Genomic DNA, 12,530 nt, shown 5'->3' on the forward strand with positions numbered 1-12,530 from the left:
GGGTGTGATCAGGTGTTTTATGCCATGATTTTATTTATTATTGCAGGAATAGCTGAAATCGGTGGAGGTTATTTGATTTGGTTATGGTTTAGAGAAGGAAAGCCATTTTACTGGGGAATTGGTGGTGGCCTGTCACTAGCCTTGTACGGCGTAATCGCTACGTTTCAAACCTTTCCTTCTTTTGGGCGCGTTTATGCAGCATACGGAGGTGTCTTTATCATCCTGTCTGTTTTATGGGGATGGGGAATTGATAAGAAAACTCCGGATATGTATGACTGGGTTGGGGCAGGGATTTGTCTCATCGGAGTTTCTGTGATGCTTTTTGCCCCGCGGCAATGATGGCTAAAAAAGTTTCATTATAATTTAGGATACATCATCTTAAAAAAGCGCTATCAAAAATAGCGCTTTTAAATAGGAAAGGTTATGTTGTGGTTATTTTTTCAAAGCTGGTGACAACTTCCAAAAATTTATCTTTATATTTAGTCAGATCGGACACTTTGTCTATGTTATATGTATTTCTATCTTTATCATTAAATTGGACGTATTTTTTATTTTGATCTAACCCCAATCTACAAACCCATCTTCTAATATTATTATCTAACAGGATATTAAAATAGCTTTTGTTATCTCTGTAAAATATTCGTTCTTCATCTATTAGCTCAGAAAGGATGAGTTGGACAATTGTGTACCCTTGAATTTCCTCTTCAGTTGTAATGATACCGTCATCTTCGTCTTCTGATTCTTTCCCTTCCTCTTCAATTACGTTTTCTTTATCTTGGTCATTTGAAGTGGAATCCAAAGCAGCATTTAGCTTTTCATTTACCAATTCGTTAATAAATTGCTTTAGAGATTTTTTTACAACTGGTGTAAATTGATTGATAACATTCTTGGTTTTTCTTCCATCATACACATTATTGAGAATATATGTTATGAAGTCTTCAGTTGGCTCTTCCCAAATTTCATATAAGAAGGATTTGATTTTGTTGGTGTACTTCAAATCGGATGCTGTGCTGAAAATATTCTCAAGATCAAAACTGTCTTTTTTAAATTTAGCCAACTCAGTAACTTGGCCATCTTTAAAATCTAAAATATTAAATTCAAAAAACGGAGAAGTATCCATCTTATTTTGTTCGTCAAGATCAGTGTAAAACCTGTATAAAATTCCGTTAGTTAGAATAGAAAATTTGGCTGAGGATGTTCCAAAATACCTAAATAATTGAGAGTCATGTTTATTTAATTTTTCTGTTATAGCTTTAGCTTCGATCAAAATAATCGGATTTCCCTCATCCATTATTGCATAGTCAACCTTTTCTCCCTTTTTAATCCCTACGTCTGTTATATACTCGGGTGTAAATTCCTCTGGATTAAAAACATCATAACCAAGGAGCTGAAAAAATGGCATTATTATACTTGTTTTTGTAGCTTCTTCGGTTGAAATAGAATCCTTCATCTTCTCTACTCTCTTTGACAATGAAACCAAACTTCCTTTGAAATCAGACATCCTTTGTTCTCCCCTTTTATTAAATAATATTAAAACACACCTTTAAAGGTACTAACGAAACAAATTATAGTGGGATTAACATCTGGAGTGTCGGCTGTTTAATGTCATGTATATTAGAATTAATTTACAATTATACTGCTATTTTGATGAGCTTTAAGTGTAGGGGATGTTGTGAGAGAAGGAAAAAAGCTTATTTTATTGAATAGTATAGTATTAGAATAATAATTCAATTTAAATGGGGGAATTGATTTGGAAATCTACTTAGACCATGTAAGAGCGAATGTGTCGGACTTACAGAGATCGATTCAATGGTATGAGGACACCCTGGGTTTTAAAGTCACAGGTCATTGGCCACCTGAAAATCCGAATTATGCACATTTTGAAACTGAAAAAGGAGCTATTTTTGCCATAATGGAGCATGAGGAAAATCCTTCCCGGGGGCGATTTAATTTTAAGGTGGAGAATGTAGACGCCTTCTGGGAGGAACTTAAAGATAAGGTTGAAGTTGTGGAGGAATTATTCAACACACCATATGGCAGTAGAAAATTTACCATTAAAGATATTGACGGAAATGAGCTTGGGTTTGTACAGGTATAAAATAGAACAATAAATATGGAAAAGAGGAAGCTTCAATATGAAAATCATAACCGTTACAGGATTCATTGTAATTTTCTTGGTTTACATATTTGTCGATCAATATCTGCTTAAAAGAATACTTGGTGTAAAAACAAAGAAGTTCTGGTTATTTTCTAAGGATAGAAAAGTATTTGCGATTGTTATAGATGTGATAATCCTTATCCTTTTTGTGATAAGCTATTGGACTTTAAATAGTGGTGAAAATGTCATGCAATATTCAGCGATTGTTAGAACAAGTCCTATGTTTGGTTTATTCTTTCTGTTGTTTGTTAACCGTGGTATTGAGGAAAGATTAGTCAATCCTGCTGAGAAAGCCTACTACCGTGATTGGCTGGGTGCATTGCTTATTTTGTCAGCATTTTTCGTACTATCAATCTTTGAATAGCCTTGGAACGGAGGGATGAGATGTATATCAGTTTTAAGTCAGTCTTCGTTTCTTTTATTGGTACATCAATAGGTGTAATTCTATTTACGATTCTAAAAGGACTATGGACTGATTCTTATGACTGGGATCAATGTATAGCGATGATCATAGGCGGTCTAATCGCTCACGTTTTGCTAACAACGTTGATTTACTGGCAAGGTAAAAAGAATGCCGGGAACGATGATTAGTTATTTTTTTAGAAAGAACAGGCCCGCCAGCAGCTAATGAAAGTGCATCATTTACATGCAAGGATTGACGAACCTCACAGACAGCGTTATGATTTCTCTTATGAAGTTTTAAGTCTGCGAATAGATTTATAGAGTAAGGAGAAATCATCATTGTCCAGTTTTAATCATCAGTTTTTATATTCTATTATTATCATCGCATTAGGTTATTTATTGAAGCGGACGAATTTTATCAAAGAACGGGACGGCGAGGGGCTCTCCCGCATTATATTTAATTTAACGCTGCCTGCACTTATTCTTGTGAGTTTTCATGATATTACCCTGGATACATCTTTGGTTTTACTGATTATTATAGGTCTGGTTTACGGACTGATTATGGGTGCGGTGGGTATTTTTATTTTCCGGAAACAGGAACAAACGACAAAGGGTATGCTTACCATGATGGTGCCGGGATTTAATATTGGTCTTTTTGCTTATCCTCTGGTCGAAGGAATCTGGGGAAGCAAAGGAATCCAGTATTTTGGTATGTTTGATATGGGAAATGCCTTTATTGTCTTTGGTCTTATCTATGTCATTGGTGCGTATTATTCAGATTCGTCCTCGTCACTGGATGTCAGGACGATTTCCAGACAAATGACCCAGTCGATTCCTTTTATGACCTTTATTGTTACCATTTTCATCAGTTTGGCCAGCATCCCGCTCCCGGAAGCACTGATCGAAACGGCGAATATTATTTCCGTGGCCAATATGCCATTGTCCTTACTGCTATTGGGGATTTATCTGAACTTCACGTTTGAGAAAGGATACCTGAAGCTGATTATGCAGTATATGGCCGTTCGGTATCTCATCGGAATCGTGGCTGGCGCAGGATTATTTATCCTCTTGCCATTTAATGACATGTTCAAATATACAGTGTTAATTGGACTTATCCTTCCATCGTCCATGTCTGCACTCCCGTATGCCGTGGAGTTTAACTATGATCGACGGTTTGTAGGCACTGTGACAAATATGACCATTATTATCAGCTTTCTATTGATGTGGCTGATTGCAAATTTTGTGATTTAAAAAACAGAACAATATCTACTGTTGTTACATTTAAATGGTTTACCTCCTTTATTTGCGGATGTTTGTTTCATTTTATTTAGAATTCTACTGCACCTGAATATAAGTGGGGACAGAGGGAAGTATATACCCTGGAAGGAGGTAATACCATTATGAAACAAGATGATATTGAAACTCTATGGGAGTTAATTAAAAATGTAGATACGGCAATGTTGACTACAGCTACTGAAGAAGGACTTGTTTCTCGTCCTATGAGAACCCAGGAAGTAGAGTTTGATGGAGACTTATGGTTTTTCACTAAAAAAGAGACGGATAAATATGATGAAATATTACATAATCAAGATGTTAATGTAGCATATGCAGGTAAATCCTATGTTTCCGTCCGTGGAAAAGCGGAAATCGTTGAAGATTTAGACAAGAAAAAGGAAATGTGGAGCAAAGTACACGAGAAAATTATGCAAACTTCTTATGATGATCCGAACATTATCCTGATAAAGGTAAAAGTGGAAGCAGCCGAATACTGGGAAGAAGGAAATTTCATAAAGAAGGCTGTCTTCTACTATAACCGTATGACAGGGCAAAATTCTAAAACTACAGATATTAATGAAACGATTGAATTCAATAATTAACATCAAAATGGGTTGTCTGTTTATAGGACAATCCAAATTATTTGTTAGATCACTGAATGGAACAGGTAATAAAGTGAGACTTCTTGTTGAGGTATTTCTTCAATAATTTTAAGTAAACGTTCCTTGGCTGTATTCATATTGAATTCATCCTTCTTAACGATTTTCTAGGTTTAAAATAATCTTAAAGATAAGCCTACGTTGGTTGAATAATATCTACTAATTATTTTTAGAACAATGAAAAGTACCAATTAGCATTAACACAGCCATAGAGAACCCAACTGTAAAAACAGGTATAGTTATAAGTCTTGAGTAAATTATACCCATTGTCCCTAACATTCCTGACAAAATAAACCAGTAAATGAATTTTGTGTCTTTGGTTTCTTTTGTGTTAATTACTGCATCCAACACAACCAATACATAAAATCCAGGATAAAACATCGCAAATTCATAATTCACTACGGCTAATGCTTCCTTGTGTAATCCATTCATATCTAAATAGAGTGCCTGATTTATATGGGATAGACGATTTATAAAATGTTCTATAATTAAAAATGTGATGGCTTTAATATATTGAAGATTTAATAACTGACCAAGCCCTGGCATCACTATACTTATTAAAGCAGTTCTTATTCTCATGTTTATCACCTATAATAGCTTACCCTACAAGGATAGAACATACATTTTTTTACATTGCTGCCTCTTTAATTTAAAAGAAATATTATTCATCGATATACATCACGCTTTCATTTTTTATTATTTGTTCCTTCTATTTATCGCTTACTAACTGGCGGTAAGACCCCCTTATAAAAATAAGAAATCAGTGGGGATCCCCCACTGATTGAAGTTTCACTTTGTCTCCTCCGGCTCAGTCCAGTCCGTCGTCGCTAATAGTACAGCTGGATAAACGGGCACTTCCACCTTTGTTCATTACTGTACCCTGTACCATGCAAACCATCCATCTTCCTTGCTTTTTGCTAAAAACAGCTGACCATTTGCAGCATTTTCACTTTTTCCTTCCCAAAGTGGAAAGTGCAGCTTTACTAACCATGATTGTTCCGTCACATCTTCCCCGCAGGCTTGTTTCGCCTGGTTATAATATTCTTCATTTTGCTGATCATTTTCAACAGCTTCAGCAAAAGGCAGAGCTGAAGTCACTTCCCATTTGGAGAAGTAATTTCCATAGTCATTTTCCCCATATGTATCCGGTACAATATTGTTCAGTGCTTCACTCAGCTCGTCCTGATCATCTATTTTCGTATTCAGCAGATTCTTTGTACTCGGACAATGAACATCCGATTCTGCACTTAATTGTACGGGGAAAATGAGAAGGAATGTAATGATACATATCAAAACTGTTTTTTTCCTCATAAAATCACCTCACTATTACTCTTCCTAATCATGTTTAAATTATTCACTTTTCGGACTATCCTTTTTTGTGAACTTAGCGAGCGGCATGAATCGTCGTTTAAGAAAAAAAGTTTTAATCGATAATGACTTCAGAATTACCTTATTAAATTTAAAAAAATATTCCAAAATATTACAGAAAGATGTATAATGGTATTTGGATTTTCATACTTTGCATGAGATTTTGAAGGGAGGAATGATGTGAGGTATTTAGTCCTCTTGTTGGCAGGGCTTGTGTTAGGTGTGATCCTTCGTTTTATCGAAACGAGAAGTGTGTTTTTAAAGCAGTGGATGAGAAGGGTACTGAATTATTTATTCCTTGTGTCACTCATTACAATCATAGTTGGATATGGAATATTCCTTAATGTATATCTACTGGATGCAGGACTTTTTATTTTTATCCCAGCATTTGCTGTATTTCTTGTTAGACAGACGTTTATTTATGTTAAAAGGAAAAGGTGAGCGCTCTCTTAAATGTTGAAGAATCAATTGACATAAGTTCATTTAAAACATAACTCTCGGAGGTTTTACTATTAGAAAGAAAAAATGGCTGGCAGTTGTCCTAATAATAGGAGTACTAGTATTGAGCTTTCAGGTGTATTTAACCATTCAGAAGAAAACACAATTAAAAAAGGACACAATTAACTATTTAGTTGAAAAAGGATATGACGAGGAAACTGATATAAAAGAAATTGAGGTTGTGAAACTCCTGGAATTAAACGAGGATGATGAAGCCGTACATAATGGCAAATACCAAGCTGTTGTAAATTTTAAGGATGTACCGGAGACAGCCTATTTTTATACTTATAAAAAAGATACGAAGGACATTATCCGGATTGACACGGTTGATGAGGGATTAGATTAACTTATGAGGATGGTGATGTTATTTATGTGCTGAAGGAGGAATGGGACTCAGTCATGGGAAAGCTCGCTCATAAACCAAAAGTAATGGTGCTGGGAACTTTTCATATGAGAAATACACCAGACATACACCATGTCGAAGTGAATGATCTAATTGAAGAACATTACATCAAAAAACATCATGAAATGTATTTGCAGGTTTCACGGATTGGAAAAGGAACAGAATATGTTGGAATCGATTGGGTTCGCTGGTGGTATCAGCGGAATCTCATTATCTACTCCAATATTGCAAAACTTGCTCAATCTTCATCGGATCGTATTCTTTTAATTATAGGAGCTGGACATGCGTATATACTATCTCAACTTTTAGCGGATAGCGGGTTGTTTGAGGTTATACCTGTGAATAAATACTTGAAATAACTGATTCTAAAAGGGGTTGATTAAATGGAGATTCAGGTACATGAATGGGGGGACAAGGAAAGTCGAACACTGGTATTGCTCCATGGGATGGGAAGCACAGGCTTGAATTTTAGTGAATGGACCCAGCATTTGAAAGAAGATTTTCATATTGTGGCATTGGATTTACCTGGACATGGACGTACGCATCCTTTTCCTGACGAAGAAGATTATCATCCGAGCTATATAGCAAATCAATTGGGTAAACAAATAAAAAAGGCTGAAAAATCCGGAGTCATCCTTGTGGGGCATTCCTGGGGCGCACATTTAGCTTTATATATAGCCAAAGCCTTTCCTGAACTGGTGGACGGTGTTGTTTTACTTGATGGGGGCTATTTGCAAATAGATAAAATATCCAAATTAGAGGATGAATTAGAACAGGTGGAAAAGGTTTATAATCAGGTTCGTTTTCCTTCATGGGAAGCTTTCATCGAGGCAGAAAAGAGTGAAACCAATCATTGGTCTGATGAACTGGAAAAAGCAGCAAAAGCCCAAATGACAGAAAGAGATGGAGAGGTTCGCCTGGCAGCAAGTGTTCCAACAACACGTGGCATCATAAAAGGGATTTTTTCTGAGCCCACTCGTGATGTCTTTTCCTGTATAGATTGTCCAGTGTTGCTACTTATAAGCACCATACCGGAAGAATTGGAGGAGCTTAGAAGAGAAGCCATAGGGGAAATGAAACAAAAAATGATGAATCTCAACTCCATTGCCATTCCTGATACAACCCATAACATCTATGTTGACGCACCTGAGGACGTGGCGGATAAACTGATTACCTGGGTGAGGGACGAACTTACAAAGGGAAAGGTGTGAATACGAATCAGAGAAGGTAGTAAAATAGGAATAGGATTAGTGGTGGATTCCTGGAACCTCAATCCAAATAAAGGTAGACGAGGCAGTTGCAATTAAATTAGTATGAGGAAGGTTCTAAGACACGAGCAAATTTGGTCTTATGCAACAAAAAAAGGAGAGACAGAAAATGAAAAAAACAAGTTATGTCCTTTTGATAGTATTGCTAACTTTTCTAACGGCATGTTCATCTAATGACGAAGCAGATAATAACGGAGAAAACAAAACTCAAACAGAAGAGTCTGCAAATACGGATGAACAGAAGTCAACTAATGAAGAAGGAAAAGTTGATGTTGATAAAAATTTGCTTAGTGTTGAAGTAACATTGCCAGCTTCAATGTTTGAAAATCAAGACCCCGAAGAAGTTATTGCAAGTGCAGAAGAGGACGGAATAAAGGTGACCGAGAATGACGATGGTTCTTATACTTATAAGATGTCTAAAGCCAAACATAAAGAAATGATGGCGGAAATGGGTACCGAAGTCAAAAATACGGTTGATGAAATGGTATCAAGCGGTGATTATACATCAATTAAAGACATTACTTATAACAATGATTTTTCGGAATTTACAATGGTTGTAGAACGAGAAGCTTACGAAAACAGCATGGATGCATTTGCCGCTATGGGATTGGGAATGTCCGGAATGATGTACCAGTTATTTGACGGTGCTGATCCTGACGAATATTCGGTAGCGATTTCTTTAAAAGATGAAGCGAGCGGAGAAGTTTTTAATCAAGTTAAGTATCCTGAAGCATTGGAAGAAACTGAATAGTTAATTCCAGAGTCTTAAGCGCTATGAATATTCATAGCGCTAAGTTTTTGGTCGGTACATTTGTTGAGAATACGAATAAGAATCTTTTATGATAAAATATGTTGATAGTGAAGCACAGGAAAAAATTCGCTATTAAAAGGGGGAATGATTGAATGGAACATGTGCAGTACCAAAAACCATATGCTAAGTTATTTATTGCTTTTTTTAGTGCATTAATGATTGCGTTCGTTGGATTCTATGCGGGTCAGTATGTACCACCTGCCTATTTCTTACCACTTATATTTGTTGAATTAGGACTAATTATAGCTATGATTTTCCTACGTAGAAAGAAAGCAATTGGTTATCCCCTAATGTTTACATTTATGTTTGTTTCAGGGTGCACCTTGTATCCAGCCATCGCCATGTATATATCCCAATTAGGTGCAGAAACAGTTGGGAAGGCCATTGTTATAACGGCTTTATCTTTCGCCGGAATCGCTTTATATACAGTCATAAGCAAACATGATTTCCGGTTCATGGGTGGCTTCCTATTCATTTCCCTGTTTGTATTAATTGGCCTGGGAATTGCGAATATATTCGTACCATTTGGGGGTCAAATGGACCTGATTTATTCAGGGTTCGGTATTCTAGTTTTTGTAGGATACACGCTTTATGACTTCAGTCGATTGACGCATGAAGGATTCACGGATGAGGATATCCCAATGATTATCGTATCTATTTACCTCGATTTCGTTAATTTACTGTTGTTTGTTTTACGTTTTTTAAATAGAGATTAAATAATCAGGGACTGTCCCTCACCGCGTTAACGCGTTAAAGTGGTAAGGGACAGTCCCTAGCTAAAGGAGCCTAGTATGAATAAGCAAAATGTAACTGTAAATGATTTAGTTCAAGCCGCAACCAAATTTCGTGATGATCGGGATTGGAGACAATTCCATAACCCCAAAGATTTAGCAATTTCCCTGTCATTGGAAGCAAGTGAGCTGCTGGAAAATTTCCAGTGGAAGGATAGTGCAAAATCCATGGAGGAGAATGAAGAAAATATATATGAAGAATTAGCGGATGTGCTCATTTATTCTCTGATGCTTTCGGATGTTTTAGATGTTGATTTGAATGAGATCGTGTTAAACAAATTAGAGAAGAATGCCCGGAAGTATCCTGTGGAGAAGGCGAGAGGGACGGAGAAGAAGTATACGGAATTATAATTAGGGACTGTCCCGCACTACTTTAACGCGTTAAAGTAGTGCGGGACAGTCCCCTTTTATTGGAAGAAGTATACTAATTGATAATGGTTAATAAATTCTGGGATTTTAGTTATAATTAGATTGATGTAATTATGTTTGAGCATGTAAATGAGGTGAAAGGATACATGTCAGAATACACGTTTGATTTTTTACAGGAATTAGATCCTGAACTAGTACAAATCGGTCGGAGTATTGAAAATATATTTTATGATGATCCTCATGGAGTTTTGGTAAAAAGCAGGTTATTTGCCGAACATATGACTAAGACCATTGCTTCATTGGAAAATCTAGATCATATTAAATCGTGGAAACAAGTGGATAGAATTGCTTATTTGGATCGTGAAGGTTTATTTACAAAGGAAGTTGCACAATCCTTTGATATGATTCGTTATATTGGAAATCGTGCTGCCCATGCAGATGGTAAAGGAGATCTTGAAAAGGCTTTAAAAGTGCATAAGAACCTGTTTAAAATATCTGTTTGGTTTGCGGAAGTGTATGGAAGTTATGATTTCAAAACTCCAGAATATCAAAACCCTCCTATGCGCAAAACAGAGGGACTTGACACGAACCAAATTACAAAACTGATTGAATCAACATTATCAAAGCAATTATCCTCATTTTTTAAACAGCAAGCGATAGATGAAGGTTTTGTAACGGATGATAAACCTGGAACCAATCAAAAGGAATTAGTAGAAGAACAACAGGGTAATCCTCAAGAAGAAGAACCACCAAGAGAAGAAGAGGAACAGCATGATACAGCAGATCAACCTGAAGAAGGTCCTAGAACATTATACGGAAGTGAACTCCTCTTCCAGCTATCTAAATTGAAGGAGTCTTCTCAGGAAGCTATTGAAGGATCAGAAGCCTTTAGTTCCTTTAAAAAATATTTACACGTCGAGCGTCCTATACAAAATGACCTTGAACACATCTTAAGAACAAAAGTGAATGAACAGAGTAGTCAATTGATCTTCCTTTGTGGAAGTGTGGGGGATGGTAAGTCTCACTTGTTAGCCTACATGAATGAAACCTATCCAGATTTAATGGCTAATTTTAAGGTCCATAACGATGCTACAGAGAGCTTTGACCCTCATAAAAATTCTTTAGATACGCTCGCGGAAGTGTTGGAGCCATTTTCTGATGCAAATATTGATAAAACGAACGAAAAACGAATTCTAGCGATTAATTTAGGGGTACTACATAATTTCTTAGAGTCCTCCTATGTAAAGGAAAGTTATACAAAACTTGCTTCGTTTATTTCTGAATCAAAAATCTTTGAGACCGATTATGTATCAGAGAACTACATGGATGACCATTTTAATTTAATTAGTTTTTCTGACTATCATCCATATGAATTAACAAAGGAAGGCCCAGAGTCCTCCTATTTTATGAATATATTTGAAAAAATTGTTCAACCAACGGATGATAACCCATTCTACAGAGCATTTAACCGTGACCAAGCAGAAGGCATAATGGGGCCTTATATGACGAACTATAAATTGCTCCAGCAAAAAACGGTCAGGCAAAAGCTTTCTCAATTATTAATTAAAGCTATTGTTCAACACAAATATATTCTTTCAACACGTACATTGCTTAATTTTGTTCATGATATTTTGATTCCTTCTAATTTAGAAGAGCACTTGACCTCTACATCTGTCATTGAGGAAACACAAGCTTTGTTACCAAATATGTTGTTTAATAGTTCGGATCGATCTCCGTTACTCAAAGTAATTTCCTATGTTGATCCTATTCATACACGTTCAGAGATGATCGATCAGATGTTAATTGAGCTAAATAATTCAACCGATATCTCAAAAGTGTTTCAAAAGAATATAAGTCAAGAGGGGTTAAAAGACTGGGTCGATGCCCTATCCGATTTAGGCCCATTTTATGAGCTAACAAAAGCGACAAGACAGGTGTTAAATACATCCTTGATCCGTTTTTGTTACTTCTTGTCTGATGAAATGGAAGAGATATTCAAAAATAAAACCTACAATGATTTTATGCATTATTTATATGCCTTCAACCTAGGGATTCCTGCAGGCCTTAAAGGGATATATCAAGAAACGGAAGATGCTATCTTTGCCTGGAAGGGAAGTCCTAAGGGGAATGATCAATATATTTATTATGAAGAATCAATGGGCTCCATGAATATTGCTCAAACCTTAGAATTGAAAAGGTATACGAATCATTTAGTCAAGCGAGACCAAGACGTTTTTTATCGATTTAAGGATACCTTACTTATCGGATTTCAAAATCAACATAAAACAGAGTATGCATTGCTTGAAATTGACTATCCATTATATGAAACCATGGTGAAAGTTCTAAATGGTTATCGTCCAAATAAAAAGGATAAAGAAGATGCGATTCAATTTTTAGAATTTGTAGAGAAACTGATGCAAATAGGTAAAAAGGAAGATGAAATGGTAATTCATGATTTAACGGAAGATTTATTATTCAAGCTTGAATATGATGCTGAATTTGAAGAATTTACGTTTAAGAGGGAGTAA

At 36.0% G+C, this 12,530-nt stretch carries 16 protein-coding genes; 13 read left to right on the forward strand and 3 right to left on the reverse strand.

The features are described 5' to 3' along the window. Positions 1 to 24 precede the first annotated feature (24 nt). Positions 25 to 339: a YnfA family protein gene (locus ACZ5OK_RS05745; protein ID WP_343840048.1), complete on the forward strand. Its 315-nt coding sequence runs from the start codon at positions 25 to 27 to the stop codon at positions 337 to 339. 82 nt (positions 340 to 421) lie between these two features. Here ACZ5OK_RS05745 and ACZ5OK_RS05750 read toward each other — a convergent pair whose 3' ends face one another. Beyond that, the gene (locus ACZ5OK_RS05750; RefSeq protein WP_343840050.1) at positions 422 to 1,501 is read right to left on the reverse strand and encodes a type I restriction endonuclease; all 1,080 of its coding nucleotides are present in this window, start codon (positions 1,499 to 1,501) and stop codon (positions 422 to 424) included. A 249-nt stretch (positions 1,502 to 1,750) separates the two neighbouring features. Between ACZ5OK_RS05750 and ACZ5OK_RS05755 the strand changes: the two genes are divergently transcribed. The 4 genes from ACZ5OK_RS05755 to ACZ5OK_RS05770 all read left to right on the forward strand — a co-directional run bounded on the left by ACZ5OK_RS05755 (position 1,751) and on the right by ACZ5OK_RS05770 (position 4,437). Then, entirely contained in the window at positions 1,751 to 2,098 is a 348-nt protein-coding gene (locus tag ACZ5OK_RS05755) for a VOC family protein (RefSeq protein ID WP_343840051.1), read from the forward strand. Between the two features lie 37 nt (positions 2,099 to 2,135). Further along, positions 2,136 to 2,522, forward strand: coding sequence for a DUF4181 domain-containing protein (locus ACZ5OK_RS05760; RefSeq protein WP_343840052.1), 387 nt, complete (start codon positions 2,136 to 2,138; stop codon positions 2,520 to 2,522). A gap of 377 nt (positions 2,523 to 2,899) precedes the next feature. Beyond that, positions 2,900 to 3,811, forward strand: a complete 912-nt coding sequence (locus ACZ5OK_RS05765) for an AEC family transporter (RefSeq protein WP_343840053.1) — start codon at positions 2,900 to 2,902, stop codon at positions 3,809 to 3,811. 149 nt (positions 3,812 to 3,960) lie between these two features. Beyond that, positions 3,961 to 4,437, forward strand: a complete 477-nt coding sequence (locus ACZ5OK_RS05770) for a pyridoxamine 5'-phosphate oxidase family protein (RefSeq protein ID WP_343840055.1) — start codon at positions 3,961 to 3,963, stop codon at positions 4,435 to 4,437. 216 nt (positions 4,438 to 4,653) lie between these two features. Here ACZ5OK_RS05770 and ACZ5OK_RS05775 read toward each other — a convergent pair whose 3' ends face one another. Both ACZ5OK_RS05775 and ACZ5OK_RS05780 read right to left on the reverse strand, forming a co-directional pair. Continuing rightward, positions 4,654 to 5,073 carry a hypothetical protein gene (locus ACZ5OK_RS05775; protein ID WP_343840056.1) on the reverse strand — a complete coding sequence of 140 codons (420 nt, stop codon included), beginning with the start codon at positions 5,071 to 5,073 and terminating at the stop codon, positions 4,654 to 4,656. A gap of 291 nt (positions 5,074 to 5,364) precedes the next feature. After that, positions 5,365 to 5,805, reverse strand: a complete 441-nt coding sequence (locus ACZ5OK_RS05780) for a hypothetical protein (RefSeq protein WP_343840057.1) — start codon at positions 5,803 to 5,805, stop codon at positions 5,365 to 5,367. A 237-nt stretch (positions 5,806 to 6,042) separates the two neighbouring features. On the opposite strand from ACZ5OK_RS05780, the gene ACZ5OK_RS05785 reads away from it, so the two are divergent. The 8 genes from ACZ5OK_RS05785 (at position 6,043) to dptF (ending at position 12,530) form a co-directional block, all read left to right on the forward strand. After that, on the forward strand, positions 6,043 to 6,303 hold the full coding sequence (locus tag ACZ5OK_RS05785; protein WP_343840058.1) for a hypothetical protein: 261 nt from the start codon (positions 6,043 to 6,045) through the stop codon (positions 6,301 to 6,303). Positions 6,304 to 6,424: 121 nt separating this feature from the next. Next, positions 6,425 to 6,706, forward strand: coding sequence for a hypothetical protein (locus ACZ5OK_RS05790; RefSeq protein ID WP_343840060.1), 282 nt, complete (start codon positions 6,425 to 6,427; stop codon positions 6,704 to 6,706). Positions 6,707 to 6,732: 26 nt separating this feature from the next. Continuing rightward, on the forward strand, positions 6,733 to 7,122 hold the full coding sequence (locus ACZ5OK_RS05795; protein ID WP_343840062.1) for a DUF5694 domain-containing protein: 390 nt from the start codon (positions 6,733 to 6,735) through the stop codon (positions 7,120 to 7,122). 24 nt (positions 7,123 to 7,146) lie between these two features. Continuing rightward, on the forward strand, positions 7,147 to 7,974 hold the full coding sequence (locus ACZ5OK_RS05800; protein WP_343840064.1) for an alpha/beta fold hydrolase: 828 nt from the start codon (positions 7,147 to 7,149) through the stop codon (positions 7,972 to 7,974). A gap of 166 nt (positions 7,975 to 8,140) precedes the next feature. Further along, the gene (locus ACZ5OK_RS05805) at positions 8,141 to 8,782 is read left to right on the forward strand and encodes a hypothetical protein (protein WP_343840066.1); all 642 of its coding nucleotides are present in this window, start codon (positions 8,141 to 8,143) and stop codon (positions 8,780 to 8,782) included. Between the two features lie 152 nt (positions 8,783 to 8,934). After that, a complete protein-coding gene (locus ACZ5OK_RS05810; RefSeq protein ID WP_343840068.1) occupies positions 8,935 to 9,558 on the forward strand; it encodes a Bax inhibitor-1/YccA family protein in 624 nt (207 codons plus the stop codon). Between the two features lie 75 nt (positions 9,559 to 9,633). Next, positions 9,634 to 9,984 carry a nucleotide pyrophosphohydrolase gene (locus tag ACZ5OK_RS05815; protein ID WP_343840070.1) on the forward strand — a complete coding sequence of 117 codons (351 nt, stop codon included), beginning with the start codon at positions 9,634 to 9,636 and terminating at the stop codon, positions 9,982 to 9,984. Between the two features lie 164 nt (positions 9,985 to 10,148). Then, positions 10,149 to 12,530 carry a DNA phosphorothioation-dependent restriction protein DptF gene (gene dptF, locus ACZ5OK_RS05820; RefSeq protein ID WP_343840072.1) on the forward strand — a complete coding sequence of 794 codons (2,382 nt, stop codon included), beginning with the start codon at positions 10,149 to 10,151 and terminating at the stop codon, positions 12,528 to 12,530.

The sequence above is a fragment of the Salinibacillus aidingensis genome (assembly GCF_055393355.1).

Excerpts from the sequence above, each read along its gene's own strand:
- ACZ5OK_RS05805 (WP_343840066.1), top strand. The coding sequence starts at position 8,141 with ATGAAAAAAACAAGTTATGTCCTTTTGATAGTATTGCTAACTTTTCTA.
- ACZ5OK_RS05770 (WP_343840055.1), top strand. The coding sequence starts at position 3,961 with ATGAAACAAGATGATATTGAAACTCTATGGGAGTTAATTAAAAATGTA.
- ACZ5OK_RS05810 (WP_343840068.1), top strand. The coding sequence starts at position 8,935 with ATGGAACATGTGCAGTACCAAAAACCATATGCTAAGTTATTTATTGCT.
- ACZ5OK_RS05760 (WP_343840052.1), top strand. The coding sequence starts at position 2,136 with ATGAAAATCATAACCGTTACAGGATTCATTGTAATTTTCTTGGTTTAC.
- ACZ5OK_RS05775 (WP_343840056.1), bottom strand. The coding sequence starts at position 5,073 with ATGAGAATAAGAACTGCTTTAATAAGTATAGTGATGCCAGGGCTTGGT.
- ACZ5OK_RS05780 (WP_343840057.1), bottom strand. The coding sequence starts at position 5,805 with ATGAGGAAAAAAACAGTTTTGATATGTATCATTACATTCCTTCTCATT.
- ACZ5OK_RS05745 (WP_343840048.1), top strand. The coding sequence starts at position 25 with ATGATTTTATTTATTATTGCAGGAATAGCTGAAATCGGTGGAGGTTAT.
- ACZ5OK_RS05815 (WP_343840070.1), top strand. The coding sequence starts at position 9,634 with ATGAATAAGCAAAATGTAACTGTAAATGATTTAGTTCAAGCCGCAACC.
- ACZ5OK_RS05800 (WP_343840064.1), top strand. The coding sequence starts at position 7,147 with ATGGAGATTCAGGTACATGAATGGGGGGACAAGGAAAGTCGAACACTG.
- ACZ5OK_RS05750 (WP_343840050.1), bottom strand. The coding sequence starts at position 1,501 with ATGTCTGATTTCAAAGGAAGTTTGGTTTCATTGTCAAAGAGAGTAGAG.
- dptF (WP_343840072.1), top strand. The coding sequence starts at position 10,149 with ATGTCAGAATACACGTTTGATTTTTTACAGGAATTAGATCCTGAACTA.